Here is a 17,305-nt window from a genome sequence, read left to right on the forward strand (position 1 = left end):
CGAAATCCGCGTGACGGCTGGTACCTGTGGATAACGCCTCGTGGCGGCCCGTCCGTTAGAAGATCCGTTAGAAGACCCGGGTGATCTACTCGATCAAGGCGAACACGTCGGCCACCACCAGCTCAGCCGCGACGTCGATGTCGTAGCCCTCGGGCCAGGCCGTCACCAGCGGGCGGATGTCTTCGCGGAACGCCGATCGTTTCACCTTCTCGCGCAGGTTCAGCTCGGCACGGCGTGCGGTGTACCCGTCGGGCCGATAGGGACCGAAGGCATCGACGATGGACGACGCCGGAACACCGAGCCGGGTCAGGGCCAGCCAGAGATCGAAGAGGTCGCGCCCCTTCGATCGCTGGAACAGGGCTCGGATCTTCGTTGCCACGACCTCGTCCAGGGTGAAGGTGAGCACGTCGGCGCTACCGGCGAACCAGGAGGAGTCAACGTGGAACGGGATCTTGACCGGTGGGCGGGCCGGTGAGCGCTCGAAGGTGTTGACCTCGATCTTGATCCTCATCGGACCTGCCCCGGTCTCATACTGCGCGCGCAGGAACATCTTGGGGTGCTCGGTGAGTCTCGTCCGCACCTCCATACCAAGTCGCTTGCCGATCTGGGTGACCGCCCGGGTGAGTTCTCGGATCCCGCCGCCAGTGCTGCGGACGTAGTCGAGGTCCTCGCTGTAGCGGAGCGGTTCAGGTGCATGGAGCTTGTGCAAACAGGTGCCGCCTCGGAACACCAGCTCGTCACCGAGGTAGCCGTCGTTGGCGATCTCGGCGATGAGCCGGGACAACAGCAGGTCCTGCTCGATCTGCTCCACCGTCGGCCACGGCACAGTGCGGCCCCATTCGGTGATGGCCGCTTGGGGGATCACGACGACTCCTCGTCCGGGTACTCGGCCACGATCACATTCCAACGCCGATCGAGGGTCCCGGATCGTCCGTGGCCGGGGTCCAACGGAGTGGGCGTGGCCCGCGCTGACGCAAGGGGTACCAGCGGTTCGGTGTCGACTTCCACGTCGACTCGCCCGGCCATGTAGTCGAGGAGCCATCCGGTACGTTGTACGATCGACGCCGGATAGTCGGAGGCGACCTCGGCGAGACGACCAACATCGAGACCATCCTCAATCAGCATGTCGCCGATGATGGTCGCCACGTTGAACAAGGCCCCACTTGCATTTGGGAAGGAAACCAGATCGAGCACGGTGGCCTCCGGGGTGGACACACGCATGGTCCCGGTTGGGGTGTTGACGACACCCGTGGGACGATCCGACGTATGCACGGAAGTGATGAATTCGATTCGAACCCGCCCGAATGTCCGAGACCGAAGCCGCGCCGGCGTCATCACCTGAAAGACCTGAGGACGCTGATGGGAGAACCCGTGGATCTCGGCCGCCGACAGGAGGCAGACGTAGTAGTCGTGGCCGAGATGGCGCATCATCGGATCCACGAAGTGGGCCGCCGGGACGGCACGCCAGGAGCGGTACTCGGGTGGGATGGCAACGTACAATCCCGTGGTTGGGCTGAACAGATGCCCGCGCCGCCGCGACTGAGCCAACGACGGTGCTACGTGGTGCTCCGGGATTCCCAGTAGCTCAGCGGCCTCGGTCGTGGTCACCCAGTGTCGACCACGAGCCAGCAACCAGTCAGCCAACTCGCGCGGTCCAAGCGAAGCTGTCACATCAGTCATTGGTAGTCAGGGGCGCAGTGCCCGCATTGCGGGTCTGTTTCCCCGTTCTCCTTTCAATCCGTGCGTGCGGTTTTCCCGCACACGGCTTACCGACGGTCTTCTTAGCATGGTTACGCAGCCTTCGGGTAGCGGATAGTGCCCATGAGCTTGTGCAGGCCCTGGTCGTGGAACCAGGTGCGGGTCCAACGGTCCGCCTGGCCGGCATGGAGGTTGCGGCCCCGCTTCTTGATGAGAAGACGTTTGAGCCGCCACGCCACATAGCCGTCCAGAGAAACGAACTTGTTCGCCGCGTTCCCGGTGCGGAAATAGTTGCCCCATCCCCGAAGGAACAGGTTGAGGTCGCCGATGACGTCCTCCAACTCCCATCCGACCCGACTCCGACCGGTGAGAGCCTTGACTCTGGTCCGTGCCCGTTTCATCGACCGTTGCGACGGCCACCGGTGCAAGTAGTAACGCACGATGCGTTTCTGTTCCCACAAGCGACCCGACATGCGGGCATGAAAATGGCAACCCAAAAAGTCGAAACCCTCAGCACCTTCCCGGAGATCAACCACACGGGTCTTGTCCGGATGCAGTACCAAACCGAGTTCACCCAACATGGCGGTTGCCCGCCGCTGGGCATCCTCGGCCTGTTCCCGAGTTGAGCACAACACCACGAAATCGTCCGCATAACGGACCAACTCCCCGATGCCGGACTCAACCCAGACCCGATCGAATGCATGTAGAAAGATGTTGGCCAACAACGGGGAAATGACCCCGCCCTGAGGTGTGCCGGTAACCGTCTCACGCCTCACCCCATCAACCATCACTCCTGCACACAGCCACTGACGCAACAGCTTGAGTACCCGCCTATCCGATACGCGCCCAGCAACCAGACCCAACAGGCGGTCATGGTCGATACTGCCAAAGAAATCCCGAATGTCAGCCTCAAAGACAAACTGTTGTCCTCGAGGGAACGCCACCCGAATCACCTCCAACGCATCAGTGGCCGAACGTTTCGGACGGAACCCGAAACTCACAGACAGAAAATCGGCCTCGAAAATCGGTTCAAGGACGATCTTTGCTGCCTGCTGGCACACCCGGTCACGCACCGTAGGGATACCCAAAGGCCGTCTAGAGCCGTCAGGTTTAGGGATCTCCACCCGACGCGTCGGCGCCGGACGATAGACACCTGCACGAAGATCCACAGCAAGCCCATCCAACATGCGATGAACGCCGTAATCCTCTATCGCCGCCAAGGTCACCTTATCGACCCCAGCAGCGCCACGATTCGCTCGGACCCGTTCCCACGCCTCCCACAAGACGTCACTCCTATAGATACGGTCATACAGGGCATGGAAACGCCGCCCCTCCGACTGCTTGGCCGCAGCCCATAGCCGTCTTTGGAGTTGTCGCACTTTGTCAACCGACCCGCGTCGATCGGGGTAGTTGGACCGACCAGAGTCGGCCATGCCCTCACGCTTACCTCCATCCCCGGCATAACCGAAGCCAGGGCCCTTCCCTCCCGCCGGGTTCCTCCCAACGATCTGCGGTACTACGACCCCGTCGGACTCCCGCTGTGCTCCGCTCGATTTCACCATTGGCTTATACCAGCGGTCTCCGCCCGACAAGGCTGCACAGACGGGTCTCTCCTGTTCCGTAACGAAACCATGCACACGTGCCGCTCCCCATACCCCGAGAGGACCCGACGGCGGGCATATCCGGAACGCCAGTCCGTCGAACATCGACCTTCACCGTGACATGAACGGCTCGGCTCCTCCATTGTGTATCTGACGAGGCTGCAGGACTCGCACCTGATGGCACTACGGCCCACGTGCTTGCTCCCTCCAAAGAGGCTTTTGACACCCCGCTCAGCCCGCCACCTCTCAGCAACGAACCGGGGCCTGCTACCGGGCTCTCCGGCGATTACCCGCACGGGACTCCCACCCGCTGGCTTCGTCCAGCTTCCAGGACGCAACATGTACCGATACTAACCAGAATCTTTAGATTCGATACATAACCGGCATGCAGTAGGTGGCGCGGTGAGAGGTCGAGTAGCGAATCCCCGTAGCCACTATTCCAGCTTCCCATAGTTGGCCCTTCTCTAAGCAAAGCTTTTCATATACCCTTTACTTAAAGGGACGGGAGCCGAAGGATGGCTGAACTTCTCCAGAAACGGTGGGAGCCTCGACTCGAGGAGATGACCCGCCGCGATCGGCAGGGCTGCAGCTACGACGCCTACCTACCTGATCCTCTCGCCGGATGGAATCTCACCCTACCTGGCGACCTGGCAGCGGACATCGCGGATGCCGAGACCGCGATCAGAGATCTGAACGAGGCCGGGACGGGCCATGTCAGTCTCGAGGGTCTCGCCCGATTCCTCCTCCGAGCCGAATCGGTCGCCTCCTCCAAGATCGAGGGACTCGACGTCGGGCCACGGAGACTGGTCGAGGCGGAGGCCGCTCTCGCCCAGGGTGGCGAGACCGCCGATCGCATCGCCGTAGAAGTCCTCGGCAATATCGCCGCGATGGAGTCCGCCATCGAGCTGGCGGTCCAAACAGAGCGGTTCTCGTTGACTGATCTGTTGGAGATCCACCGAGTCCTGATGGAACGCTCACCGAGACCCGAACTCGGAGGAGTCATTCGCGAACGCCAAAACTGGATCGGGGGCAGTTCCTACAACCCGTGCCGCGCGGTCTTCGTCCCACCACCACCGGATCACGTCGATGGCCTTCTCCGGGACCTCGTCGAGTACATGAACGGCGATGAGCACTCACCACTCGTGCAGGCCGCTATCGCCCACGCCCAGTTCGAAACCATCCACCCCTTTGCCGACGGGAACGGCCGAACCGGACGGACGCTGATCTATGTCATCCTTCGACGGCGAGGACTCTCCCCTAGGTTTGTGCCGCCCATCAGTCTCGTCCTCGCCACCTGGTCCGACGACTACATAGCCGGGCTGACCACCTTCCGACACCTGCATCCCGCAGACAGCGTCGAGCGATCCACCGCCGCCCACACGTGGCTGCGGACCTTTTCTGGGGCCACCCTGTGGGCATGCCACGACGCTCAGATCTACGCGGCGAGGATCGACGAGCTGGTCCACCAGTGGCGGACGAACGTCGGCACCGTCCGAAAGGGATCAGCTCTCGACCTGCTCATCGACGTTCTCCCCGGAGTTCCTCTCCTGACAGTGGAATCAGCGGCCGGGCTCATCAACCGCTCTGACGTCGCCACCGGAGCAGCCATCAACCGCCTCGTCGAAGCAGGCATCCTGACCCAGCGGAACATCGGCAAGCAGCGCTACCGCATCTTTGAAGCACCGACCGTCCTCGAACTGTTCACATCGTTGGAACGCGCTCTCGCCAGCCCAACCGGCGACAACGCGACAGAACCACCCGTCCTGCCCGCACCCAGCGAGTAGCCCCGCCGAGCCAGTCTCAACCATGATGACGGCTGCGGGCTTCGGCCGCACACTGCGCTCGCGTTGCGCTGACCACCTGTCGCCACGGGTTATCCCAGCCGCGACGATTCGAAGGGGGCTCGAACTCCGCGATCAACGCGTTCTCCTCACCGGGCGCGCCGGCACGAGCCACGACCGCCACGGTGAGATGAGTCGCCATCCAGTCGGATAGCCGATGGTCTCCATCAGGCTCCAGCGAGATGTTGGTGAAGTCGATCGGCTTGGGTTTCCCTCAGGTGGGTCGGCAGCGCTCAATGAGCTACAAGTCGTCCTTCAGCAACGCTGCAAGCGACCTTCTCAGCGTGGAGCGGCCCGTGTGTCGGCACCGTGCTCTCTGCCGATCCGACGCCGCAGGCCATCGTTGGCCTTCCCAACGTAGAGGGCCTCACTCCCCGCGGTCCACGTGAGCCCATTTACTTCTGTGTCCGAATACACGACATACAACCCGGGATCAGGTGGTATCCGGTCGGTCGAACCGATGGGAACGGAGCGGGCCCGAGCGTAACCTGACATACTAATCACCCCTAGTCACTGAACTCCGGTCGAACGATCGCCAACATGAAGTGCTCGATCCACCACAGGTCATGAGAGTCCTCGACAATCGCGTAGCGCACCTCACAGTTCGACCGGATCCACTGCTTGGCCACGTCGAGCGAGTCGCAACGTCCGGCGCGAACGAGCTGCGCTCGGAGGTTGCCACTCTGGTTTCCCATGAGATGGTTCTGGTAGACGCGCTGTCGAAGGCCCCCGGAACCGCTCGCACGGCCGGCCCGGACGACCTCACTTGGTTGCCCGATTGACGAGAAGGCGTAGATTCCCGGAAGCTCCGGCAGACGGCCCCGAACACCGGCATCCAGTAGCACGGGCTCAGCCGCCATCAGCCTTTCGACCCATGCCATGCCTTCAATGGCGCGTTGGTTGTACGGGCGATCGGAGGCTTGCCCTTTCACGTGCGCTCGCCAGAACTCCTCGTACTCAGCCCGGCGGGCCTTGATCGCGGTTCTCTTGAGATCGACAATCTCCTCTGGGGTCTTGTTTTTCACTTCAAACATCGTGCGGTTGCAGAACTCATTGCAAATTCGACACGCCGTCACGATGTAGCGCTCATCGTCCCGCGATGGGTGACCCCGCGGAAGAAGATGATCCCACGAGAGGTACAGCCAGGTCGGCCACTTGCTTCCGTCAACGCCGCAATAGATGCAACAAAACCCATCGCGACGATGAACTCGGTGGGCGTAGCCACGCAAGGCGTCGGAGTATGACGCGGTCAACGGCCACCACCTTCCATCCCGAAGGGAACCCAAGGTGGCTCATAGGCATAGCGTTCGCCCCGAGGCTCTGGGCCTGAGGTGAGGTCACTGAGCTCATCATCGCTCAGCAGCCTAAGGATGCCCCGCGCCTCATCCTCCTGAACGAGGCGGTGCTGCGCGGCTTCTCGCCTGAGCTTCTTGAACTCCCTCGACGCCGTGCCGTAGACGGAGGTCATGATCTTGTTCCCGATCTCATGGTCTGTGACAAAGACGAGGTAGTAGATGGGAACATTGCGAGTGTTGCGCACCTCCAACGGATGGGTCCATCCATACCGCAGATCGTGTTCCAGGCGCCAGCGCACCAGATTGAGGTACTCCTCACGAGCTTCCGCGGGTTCAAGATCGTTGGCCACCCTCGCGTAGTAGATCCGCTCCCACGCATCGGTACCGAACATCCGCGTAAGCCGCGTTGTGTTCCTAGCTGTAACCGAACCATCCTTGGGAAGGAGTCGGATGAACATCGGCGCAGGCACCAAGATGAATAGCTCGGTCTTCGGCAAGCCTGCTCGCTTGAAGGCTGCGAGCCTCTCGATCGTCGACCATCGAAAGTCCGGCCCGTCGGGATCGATGAATGCGAAGGTCGCCGCACGATCGAAGCTCTCCAGATCACGCAGGGCGTCCACGATGGTTTCGTTGCAGTCACCCGAGATCACCTTGAACTCCCGGCCAGGGAACTCTGCCAATAGCGCGCTCCTGAGAGCCTTCGCCACGGACTCCTGTTCAAAGAACCTGAGGACGCTGAACTGTGGCTGATCTACTGACAGCGCAATCCTGGGCGATCCCAAAATGGGTTCACCGGTCAGGCGGTCTCGACCCTCCGGCCCGCCGGCGAAGAGATCCAGGTAAATGCGCTGCGGTGACCTATTGGATGCCTTGGCGAAAGCGGCCAGGTAGTTGCGCAGCAGGTCAAGCTTGCCGCGAGTCCAGAAGCCCCAGAAACGCGGCCCGGCCATCAGGTCGCTGCCAGGAGCGGCATTTCATCCCAGGTCCGCTCGTCGAGTTGTCGCCCCCCTGACTTGGGCGTCCGTCCTCCCCACTGCTTGAAGAAGAATGGGACGCCGGCAGCCAAGCATTGGTCGCGAATGTCTTCGGCCCACATAGGATCCATCGGCCGTGCCCTGGGGCCGCTCTCTCCTCCAACGATCACCCAATCGATACCCGCGAGATCGAGAGTGGCCAGAGGACCGAGAAGCGGCTCAAGGCTTAGGAACCGGACGGCTGCGGGAACTTCACGGAGATGGTCGATCCGGAACCGATACTTGTCGTTCTCGACGCTGACACCCATCCAGACATTCGCCGGCCAATCGAGTTGCGATGCGACCTTCTTCAGCCCCTGAGATCGCTTCGTTAGAACCTGATAGGTGTGTTGTGGGGTGTCTCCCATGACATCGAAGACTTGCTGGATGAACTCGAGCGGAACGTCCGGATGGAACAAATCGCTCATCGAATCGACGAAGACGACCCGGGGCTGCCGCCAAGATCTCGGGAGGTCGAGGACTTCGGGGTGGAGCGTGAGTCTGAAACCTGGGCCAGATGTACGAGGGTCGCCATCCTCCTGATACTTCTCCGAGCCCATCGCCTTCAGTCGCTTGGCGAGAGTGAGGGCGTAGCAGTTGTCGCAGCCCGGAGATACGCGATCACACCCGGTCGTCGGATTCCACGTCGCCTCGGTCCACTCGATTCCACTGTGATCAGCCAAGGAGGCTCCTCGTCGTTTCACAGCACCGAAGATACGCCGTGGCTATGACAGACCTCATCGCTGTCTCACGGATCGTTCCGGCGTAGGAACCCTGCGTTGACCACGCAACTCGCGAGTCACGCCACCGAACACTTCTCGTCGCCCGGGCCGCCGAGTCCTCCCTTGCCACGCCGGCGGCGGTACCCAGAAGAACCGCTCGCCAAATGGCAGACCTTCCAACACCAGCGTATTAGGACCTTCAAGCTCAGGGCGCCAATCCACCGCAGACAGTCCATTAATGGTCACAGGAAGGGTTCCGTCGTCCGGAGCCCACTGCATCTTCAGGTACCGCTGTCCATCCGGGGTAGCTTCGAAGTAGACGTTCAGGATCGTGAGAGGGCCGCCGCCGCGATTGAGCACCGTGACATCCAATCGTTCCGAGTCGTGGTAACGACGCATCCGAACTCGAAGGCGTGGACGTCTTACCCACCAGAGGTCATAGGCGACGAAGGCAAGAGTCACTGCGGCGAGAACGAAACTGCCCCACTCCCTGAACGCAATCCAGTCGACCGCTAAGGACATCAATCGACCTCGTAGACCTTGAGGACCTCGTCGCCGTAGTGGTTGATGACTTTGACGGCGATGCGGCCGGTCTCAGGCGTGGCGAAGGGGCGGCTGACAGTCGAGTACAGGGACGCCCATGACCCCTCGTCGATCTCGGTGCGGAGGGTGCGCTGGAGGCGGTCATAGGGCTCGTCGCCACCGGTGAAGTAGGCGTGACGGACGAAGAAGCTCTCCTGGTTGTAGTTGGTGTCGATGAACCAGCACGCTATGTCGTCGGTGGAACTCGATCGCACCTCGCCGGTGGTCGGGTCGTAGACATCCACACCGAGCAGCTCGACGACGAGCTCGCCTTCCTCTTCTTTAATGTTGACGTCGGGCTCACCGAAGACTGTGAACAGGTTCCCTGCTCCAGTCTTCTTGAGGAGGTCCTCACCCATCATCAGATCCGGGTTCATTCGGGCTGGGAGCACAACCAGATCGCCGAACTCACGGGCCGTCTCACCAACGCGGGCATCAAAGGCGAAACCGCAAACGACGAGGATATCAAAGCCGACACCTCGCACGGCCTCCTTGGCAGCCTCCTTTATGTGGGTCGGGCCGACGGTTCCGTGTTCGGGACCGACTGACACCGCCACCCGCTTGGTATTCTCCTCCTTGTCCGTAAACTCGCCCGATGCCTGGATCCAGGCACCGGCAAACGGCTCCAACGTGTCAAAGGTCAGACGCTCGCCCTGCTTGGTGTTCTGGACCCCTGCCTTGCGCAGGTTGGCGAGGACCGTTGGAACAAAGCCCTCTGCGTTCGGATCGATCCCGGCGGCGACCTCGGTAGCGGGCCGCTCCTCGTCAGGGTCGAGCACCCGATGCGGCGACAGACTCTCGACAGTGAAACGGCCCGTCACCCGCACCCGCTTGTTGTCCTCATAGGGCTGGTCGTACAACAACTCCTGGTCCGCGTGACGGCGAATGGCCTCGTCGACCTGCTCCCGAGCTATACCCTCGCGGATGTCGGGGTTGTTGGCGATTGACTTCAACGTGACGTGGGGAACCCGTTGGTATACGAAGCCCCTCTTCACGTCACGCCCAACCGGGCCGTCAGCAAGAGGAATCCCCGTCAGCTCCATCTCCTTCACCTTGCCTTCTTCCGAGTCTGCGAGGAGGTAGTAGGGGAAACGCGCCGACATCAGGCGAGTGCGGGCCAGAGCGAGTGCCACCCGAGAAGTGTCGATCGTGATCCACCGACGACCCCCCTCTTCAGCAGCGTAGGCCGTCGTCCCGGAGCCACACGTGGGATCCAACACGAGGTCGCCTGGATCGGTCGCCATAAGGATGCAGCGCTCCACGAGGCTCACGGAGCTCTGGACGACATACCACTTTCCCTCGGAGCGACTCTGTTCGGCGCCTGAGATATCTGCCCAGAGATTTGAGATTTCCTGCACTGGGAAATCGTCAAGGAACCTCTTGTATCGGAGCCCTCCGCGTGATGTCATTTGCACACGATCTGCGGTGACTAGTTTCGCCCTACCCTCCGAATGTGTCTTCCAGTGGTGGTTACCTCTCAGGACGTACTCCTTGCCGTCCACGACCCACTTTCGGTCTGCGGGATCAGACGACACGCCCTCGCTCGTTAGATCCCCCATCTGATATCGACGAGCACCACCAGGAAGCTCGGCGACTCCTACCTTTTCTTCGGGTGTCATGGAACGAGTCGATCCGTCGGCCATCTGAAGCTGGTCATAACGAGCGGCTGCATCGTCGGACTTCCCGACGAACAGCTGGCGATACTTGGTTTGCTCGGCGCTCTTGCCGTATATCAGGAGATAGTCCAGGGTCGCAGCGACATGTCTCGACTGGACACCGGTCGTCTTCCTTACTGCAATCTGGTTCAGGAAGTTCTCGCTTCCGAAGACCTCGTCGAGTAATGCGCGGACGAGGTGCACGTTCTCATCGCCGATCTGGACGAACACGGTCCCGGATTCGGTGAGAAGATCATGGGCCACGACTAGGCGATCCCGCAGATAGGCCAGGTAGGAATGGATCCCTTTCTCCCAGGTGTCTCGGAAGGCGCGGATCTGTTCGGGCTGCCGCGTGAGATCGGTGTCCTTGCCGTCCTTGACGTCACGTTTGCGGGTGCTGACCTGCCAGTTGGAGCCGAACTTGATCCCGTAGGGCGGGTCGATGTAGATCATCTGGACCTGGCCGCGGAGGTTCTCCTTCTCGGCGAGGCTTGCCATCACCTGGAGGGAGTCGCCGAGGATGAGTCGGTTCGACCAGTTCACGCCGTGGTGGTAGAAGTCGACGAGTTCCTCGAATTCGAGCCCGTTGAATGCCTCGAACAGCGTCGGCTCGTTGGAGCGTTCGTCTGTGTTGCGGCGTAGGTCCTCGATGATGGCTCGAGGTTCGATCTTCTCCTGGATGTATATCGGGGGCACCGGAACGGTTAGGTCCTCTCCGTCCTGCTCGTCTTTGCCTTGCCACACCAGCTGAGGATCGAGGGAGGGATCCCTCGCGTAACGAAGCTTGGAAGGCTTCTTCTCGTCGGACGCGACGAAATCGCGTAGCTCTTCGGTCGGGATGTTGGCGCGGGTGTCGGTGTGTTCCACTGCTTCTACCGGGGTTGGTCCCGTCGCCTTTTTACGTGATCGTCCCGCCAAGTTCAATCCCCTCGTCTCATGCTGCTCGTCGTTCTTGGATGAAGGCCCGGATCGTGGTCTGGGCATTCCACGGGTCGGTGATCTCCACGAACTCCCACCGTCCGAACCCACCGTGGGCGTTCACCGCCGGGATCCACAGGGTGCGGGCGGTGTCCACTTTGGCTTCTTTGTCGCGCCGCTGGGCGCCCGACACTTCGACGATCAGGCTGAGTGGATCGTCGTGGCCATCATCGAGGTGAACGATGAAGTCGGGGATGTACTGACGTTGCTGACCGTCGATGGTGTAGGGGATGGTGAAGCCGAGATTGTGGTTCTTGACGTAGGACACCACCTCGTCCATGTCCTCGAGCGTCTGGGCCATCTTTTGTTCCCACGACTCGGTGTCGGCCACTACGTGGGAGATGTGGCACTTGGCCGGGTCGGTCAGGTAGGTGGGCCGGGTGGTGTCGAAGTCGACGTAGCGGGTGCTGCCGACCGGGTCGAAGGGTCTGAGCACCGGTTCGAGCACCGGCCGGGTCTCCTGTTCGGTGCCGGCACGGACGATCGCCCGGTAGATTTTGTCGATGGCGTCGTCCTCGAATCGGCGGATGCGGAGCATCTGGACGAAGGCCTTGTCCTTCAGGGTGACGCATTCGGCCATCCACCGTCGGACCAGTCGCAGCAGCGCCGGGAACGCCCACGGTTTCTCGAATCCGGCGTCGTCGCGGAAGTAGCGCTGGGCGAGGCGGCGGGACAACTCGAACTCGATCTGTTGGGCCCGCCAACCGCGCAGGTCGTCGAGCAGGAAATGGGTGGCGCTCTCTCCGACGATGGGAGCTACCTCGACCTCGGTCGGAAGACCCTGGGTTGACAAAGCGAGGCGGTCGGTGTCGGCGAACGCCACCTCGGGTAGGCGTCCCTCCAGCACGTAGCGATACCCAACGAGGCGGGGAAACGCTATCTCGGATGCGATTCGGTCCTCGAGCGCCCTGACATGAGTGAGTGGCGGCCCCGGCTTGGGGTCGGGAGCCGACCCGGCGGCGGGGATGAACGAGAACGGCACCCCGTACACCTCGGCGTACTCGGGCGGGAACATCCCGTCCTCGTCGGCGGTGTATGAACGACGTCGCAGCCCTCTCCCCACCACCTGCTCGCACAGCAACTGCGTGGAGAAAGCGCGAACTCCGAGGATATGGGTGACGGTGTTGGCGTCCCAGCCTTCCGTCAGCATCGATACCGACACCACGCATTTGACGTGCTCGCCGAGCCTGCCCGGCTTGCCAACTGTGTTCATTACTTCGCGAAGCAGGTCCTCGTCGGTGAGGTCGTCGGGATCCCTTCCCGGGAACCGTTGGCGGATCTCGGATTTGAACTCCTCGATCTCGCCGGCCGCTACCTCCTTGAACGCCCGGCTCATCGCCTCACCCGACTCCAGTTCCCGGGAGTCGATAAGGATGGTGTTGGGACGGGCCAGCCAGCGGCCGTCGGCGGCGTTCGAGAAGATGCCGAGCTCCCCCGGTCTGGCGACGGCCTCCCCCGCAGGCGTTTCCACCTCGTAGCCGGCGATGAAGTCGTAGACAAGCTTCGATACTGCGGTGTTGGAGCAGACGACAATGAACACCGGAGGGGTCGAGGCGCCATTCGTGGCCCCCGCACTTCGCTCCCACCGGCGGTATGCCTTCTCGTAGTTCCCGTACAAGGTGCGTAGAGCGCCCTCCAACTCGGCGGGAAGTCGCGGCTCGCCAGGGTCCTCGGCGGTGCGGCGACCACGCTTGGGCAGCTCATCGGAGATCCGCACCCAAAGATTGCGATAGGTGACACCCTCCCCCGACATTGAATCGTCGGCGACCGGCACCCGCGGCACCTTCACCACCCCAGACTCGATGGCGTCGATTAGGGAGAAGTCGGACACCACCCACGGAAACAGCGTGCCCTCCGAATAGCCCGAACCACGAAGGAAGAATGGAGTCGCCGACAGGTCGAAGACGGTCTTGATCCCCAGCTTTCGGTTCACCGCCTCCAGGCCGGAGATCCAGACCCGAGCCTCCTCCTCCCGCTGGTCGGCCTCCTTGCGCTCTTCACCCTTCAACTTGACGTCTTCGGCATCGTCGTCGAGCCGGCGTCGGTAACAGTGATGGGCCTCGTCGTTCAGGACCACTATCTGCTTCGAGGAAGTCCCCAACTCCCGACAAACGCGGCGGACCATCTCGTCGGGGGATTCCTGAAACGACGACTCAGGGAGGATCTGCTTGGTCAGCTTGGGAACGCTCCCAACCTTCGACCGGAGTTGAAGGCCGTGGAAGTTGGTGATGACGATCCGCGCGCGACCCAAGTGTTCCCGCAAATCGGCTGGCACCAGGTCACGTTCGCGGTAATAGTCGTTCGGGTCCGAAGGCAGCAGAACCCGCAGGCGGTCGCGAATGGTGATACCCGGTGTTACGACCAGGAACCGGTCGGTGAACCGGCTGTCCTGGGGACTCGCCGCCTTGTTCAAGGTGTGCCATGCGATGATCATCCCCATCACCACAGTCTTTCCGGTGCCGGTAGCCATCTTCTGAGCCACCCGGAACAGACCCGGGTTGTGGCGGGCCGACTCCTCCCTGAGCAAGTTCACGATCCAGTCGTCGCCAAACTTGCCGGCCGCCTCGGTGATGTAGATCGCCGTCTCGAGCGCCTCGATCTGACAGAAGAACAACGGACGCTCCCGCCCGGAATCGCTCCAGAACTCGAGGAGGCGGCGTGTAGTGGGGGTGACGCCCCGGTGGCCGCCTTGACGCCACATACCGACTCGTTCCCGGACCCGGTTGATCGTCGGGTTCTCCTCGAGACGATCCGAAGTCCACTCCGTCTCAAACGTCTGCTGACCTCCCCGTTTGCGCGCCGACGCAATCGGAACAAAGTACGAACTCGCCCGGCGACCATCGACGACATCCGACGTGATGCCCTCCTCATCGAACCTGAAATGCCGGCCGGGCTGACGGAACGGCGAGTTTATGACCGGGTTCTCGATGACGGCGTCACGTGGCATTGCCGGGCCTTCTCATCGGAGTAGCCCTCGCGCCGAGACGGACGGAGAGTCTGTGGGCTTGGCTCGCTTGGCACGTGAAGTCGTCATTCGTGAGACCTACTGTAGTTTCGCGCCCTCCGACGGCCTGTGACCCAGGCCGCGCAGACCCGAGGGAATGGGACAGGACACATCAGTGGACGGTCAGATCCAGACCGCGCCCGGTGGTGCGCTCCGTCTCTCGGCCCTGCGTTCGGCGTTCTTCCATGAGCCTACGAACATGGCGCTCGAGCCGGTCGAACCGATCTTCGTCACCTGGATCGGGTATCTGCCGAGACCGGTGGGGATCCAGCTCTTTCTTCCGAGCGACCGCGGGCTGGTCGATCCAGTCGCGGGTGATCGCTTGGGTGAGCACGTCGAGGGCCGTCTGGTTGCCGTCTGTGACGACGTAGGCGTGGTTGGCTTCTCGGCCTCGGGTCATGGGCGTGTAGACACCACGGCTGTCGGTCGGGGTGTCGACCAGGAGGAGGCTGGTGTCGACGGTGCGGCCTTGGGTGGCGTGACTGGTCTGCGCGTAGCCGAGCTGGACGTCCTCGGCCACGTACTCGGCGGGGACCCGGATGGTGCCGGTGCGCCCGTCAAGGGTGACGCTGTCATCGGGGTGGATGGTGGTGACCGTCCAGTGGTCCCGGTTCTTGACCATCAACCCCCGGTCGGTGCAGAGCCTCCGGTCGTTGCGACGGGTAACCACCTCATCCCCCACCAGCATCGAACCCTCGCCGATTCGCAAGGAGGGTGCGTCGACGTCGAGTTCACCGATCCCGATGCGAGTGTGTTGGGCGAGCCGGTTGAGCCGATCCACGGTGTCGGCACTGTTGGCCATCAACGCCACCGTCTCGCCCCGGCTGCGGGCCTGCTCCCAGGCGGTGACGACCTCGGCTTCCATCCCTTCGCGGGTGCCGCCGTGGAGGCGCCCCCGCTGCTCGTACTCGGCGAGCACGCCCGGGTCCCCGGCACGGAGCCGCAAGCTGGCCTGGCGCTCCCAATGGTGGCGGAAGCGGTGAACCTGGTCGAGTTCCACTGCCCCCAGGCTGTCGACAAGGTGGCCGAACATGCCGCCCCGACCCACCGCGGAGAACTGGCGGGCGTCGCCGACCAGCACGACCCGCCAGCCGTGCCGGTCGGCAAGTCGGGCCAGTTCGGCCAGCTTGGGGGTGGCGGCGGTGGCGGCTTCGTCGACGATCACCGTGCTTCCGGCCGGGAGGTCGTAGCCGGGTTGGGGTGGCCGGGTCGAATCACGATGCTCAATGAGCAGCTTGTCCAGGGTGTCGGATGGCATCGCGGTCTCGGTGGCGAGGACTTCGGCTGCCGCTGCGGTCGGCGCCACACCGAACGCCAGACGGCCCTGGGCGGCGAGATTGAGCACCGCGGCGGCGAGCATGGTGGTCTTCCCGGAACCGGCAGGGCCGACGATCAGCTCCAGCCCTCCACGGTCCGTGACGGCGACCACCGCCTCCGCCTGCGCTGGGGTGAGCTCCTCGCCGTAGCCGGTGGTCAGCGCACGGGTATGGACTGGTTTGTCCGCCCGGCGACTGTCGGCCCACGCGATCAGGGTTTGTTCTTCGTCGAGGATGGTCTGGGTGGTGAACGCTCGATCTACAGCCGCTTCGCTGATCGGCCTGCCATCACGCCGAAGTGGAACACCGGCGGGAACGGGTCGGGAGATGTCCACACAGCGGTTGGCGGCTGCATGGTCGGCGAGTCGCTGGAGGAACCCGGTCAACTGTACCGAGTCGACGGTGACAGACGTCGGCACGGCTGCGGCCAATTCTCGGACCAGCTCGGCGGGCCGCCACGAAGACTGGCGCTCAGCCAGCGAGCCCAACGCGTTTTCGGCCAGCAGGACGGCCGTTTCGGAGTCGATGCCCTCGAGACCACGCTGGCGGCCGACCACACCCTCGACGAGCCCGGCCGGTTCGTGACCCAGCGCCCGGACCCGCTCCTGCCATTCTCGGCGCAGCTCGGCCGGGGTGGGGCTGTGAGGTTTGGCGGGTCGGCTGTCCACGGCCGCCTCCCGTTCCAGTTTCCATCGCTCGCGGGCGGTGGGGTCTCGCTCTAGATCCGTGCGAAACCGGTCGAGCTTCTCATCCAAGCGGCGTTGCATGTCGTTGGTGCGTTGGGAGAACTCTGCCAACACGTCGGTGTCGAAGTCGGCCATCTCGGCGATACCATGGTCGGGTGGTTGCCAGCGGACGCCGAGGCGACAAGTCATCTCGGCTCGCAGGTTGGCGTGATACAGGGCCGAAAGGGTGCGCTGGTCGAGTTTGATGGTGCGGGCGTCCAGGGCCAGCCAGCGGCCGTCGGCTGCCGGTACCCGGTTGGCGATCACCGCGTGGGAATGCAGCTGGGGGTCGAGCTTGCGGCTGGTGTGCTGTCGGAACACCCCCACCACGATCCCCTCGGCATCCACGCACATGATCTGGCCGTGGACGCGCATCCGGGTATGGGCGTGGGATTCGACCCAGCCCAACACCGCCTGCACCGCACACTCGTGCGCGTCCACCACCTGACGGCGCACCTCCTCGTCGCCCAAAGCGAACAGGACCGACACCGACTTCGGCGCCGAGAACGTGGCGTCATATCCTCGCACCGACCCGTCCCCGAACCGGCGTCCCAGGTCCTGTCCGGTCGTCGGATCGTGTCCGGCCATCACTTCCAGGAAGGCATCCGAGTCGACCACGCCCCCGAGACCCAACCGGTCTGCTCCCTGACCCCACCAGCGGCCCGGAGGCTCGTCACCGTTGAGATAGTAGGAGGGCAGGTGCTCGGTGTAGTAGCGGCCCGCCCCTGCGCCCTTCAACGTGGTCACCCGCACCGTCATGCCAGGCTCCTCCGCCACCGTCTACCGCAGGTGTGCACTCGTCTGTCCTGAAAAGCTTGGGATCGTGGCTGGGTGGACATGGGATCTCCGTCCTCAGGTGGACCTGGGCTGCGAGT

General features: G+C 62.9%; 12 protein-coding genes. 1 reads left to right on the forward strand and 11 read right to left on the reverse strand.

The features are described from left to right. Positions 1–85: 85 nt before the first annotated feature. From P1T08_16140 to ltrA, 3 genes are all read right to left on the reverse strand, one after another. Positions 86–865, reverse strand: a complete 780-nt coding sequence (locus tag P1T08_16140; GenBank protein ID MDF1597609.1) for a nucleotidyl transferase AbiEii/AbiGii toxin family protein — start codon at positions 863–865, stop codon at positions 86–88. Beyond that, on the reverse strand, positions 862–1,680 hold the full coding sequence (locus P1T08_16145; GenBank protein ID MDF1597610.1) for a type IV toxin-antitoxin system AbiEi family antitoxin: 819 nt from the start codon (positions 1,678–1,680) through the stop codon (positions 862–864). The genes P1T08_16140 and P1T08_16145 overlap by 4 nt, the downstream gene beginning before the upstream one ends. A 110-nt stretch (positions 1,681–1,790) precedes the next feature. Continuing rightward, on the reverse strand, positions 1,791–3,131 hold the full coding sequence (gene ltrA / locus P1T08_16150; GenBank protein MDF1597611.1) for a group II intron reverse transcriptase/maturase: 1,341 nt from the start codon (positions 3,129–3,131) through the stop codon (positions 1,791–1,793). Between the two features lie 683 nt (positions 3,132–3,814). Between ltrA and P1T08_16155 the strand changes: the two genes are divergently transcribed. Next, positions 3,815–5,083, forward strand: a complete 1,269-nt coding sequence (locus P1T08_16155) for a Fic family protein (protein ID MDF1597612.1) — start codon at positions 3,815–3,817, stop codon at positions 5,081–5,083. Positions 5,084–5,099: 16 nt separating this feature from the next. Here the strand turns inward: P1T08_16155 and P1T08_16160 are convergent, their stop codons facing one another. The 8 genes from P1T08_16160 to mobF all read right to left on the reverse strand — a co-directional run bounded on the left by P1T08_16160 (position 5,100) and on the right by mobF (position 17,189). Then, entirely contained in the window at positions 5,100–5,282 is a 183-nt protein-coding gene (locus tag P1T08_16160; protein MDF1597613.1) for a hypothetical protein, read from the reverse strand. A gap of 364 nt (positions 5,283–5,646) precedes the next feature. After that, on the reverse strand, positions 5,647–6,165 hold the full coding sequence (locus P1T08_16165) for a hypothetical protein (GenBank protein MDF1597614.1): 519 nt from the start codon (positions 6,163–6,165) through the stop codon (positions 5,647–5,649). A gap of 224 nt (positions 6,166–6,389) precedes the next feature. Then, positions 6,390–7,385: a three-Cys-motif partner protein TcmP gene (tcmP, locus tag P1T08_16170; GenBank protein MDF1597615.1), complete on the reverse strand. Its 996-nt coding sequence runs from the start codon at positions 7,383–7,385 to the stop codon at positions 6,390–6,392. Then, positions 7,385–8,131: a phage Gp37/Gp68 family protein gene (locus tag P1T08_16175; protein ID MDF1597616.1), complete on the reverse strand. Its 747-nt coding sequence runs from the start codon at positions 8,129–8,131 to the stop codon at positions 7,385–7,387. The genes tcmP and P1T08_16175 overlap by 1 nt, the downstream gene beginning before the upstream one ends. 54 nt (positions 8,132–8,185) lie before the next feature. Then, a complete protein-coding gene (locus P1T08_16180; GenBank protein MDF1597617.1) occupies positions 8,186–8,692 on the reverse strand; it encodes a hypothetical protein in 507 nt (168 codons plus the stop codon). Continuing rightward, positions 8,692–11,325 carry a site-specific DNA-methyltransferase gene (locus tag P1T08_16185; GenBank protein ID MDF1597618.1) on the reverse strand — a complete coding sequence of 878 codons (2,634 nt, stop codon included), beginning with the start codon at positions 11,323–11,325 and terminating at the stop codon, positions 8,692–8,694. The genes P1T08_16180 and P1T08_16185 overlap by 1 nt, the downstream gene beginning before the upstream one ends. A 16-nt stretch (positions 11,326–11,341) precedes the next feature. Beyond that, entirely contained in the window at positions 11,342–14,332 is a 2,991-nt protein-coding gene (locus P1T08_16190; GenBank protein MDF1597619.1) for a DEAD/DEAH box helicase family protein, read from the reverse strand. A 169-nt stretch (positions 14,333–14,501) separates the two neighbouring features. Next, positions 14,502–17,189: a MobF family relaxase gene (gene mobF / locus P1T08_16195; GenBank protein MDF1597620.1), complete on the reverse strand. Its 2,688-nt coding sequence runs from the start codon at positions 17,187–17,189 to the stop codon at positions 14,502–14,504. Between the last annotated feature and the right edge of the window lie 116 nt (positions 17,190–17,305).

The sequence above is a fragment of the Acidimicrobiia bacterium genome, assembly GCA_029210695.1.
Lineage (GTDB): Bacteria > Actinomycetota > Acidimicrobiia > Spongiisociales > JAHEDJ01 > JAHEDJ01.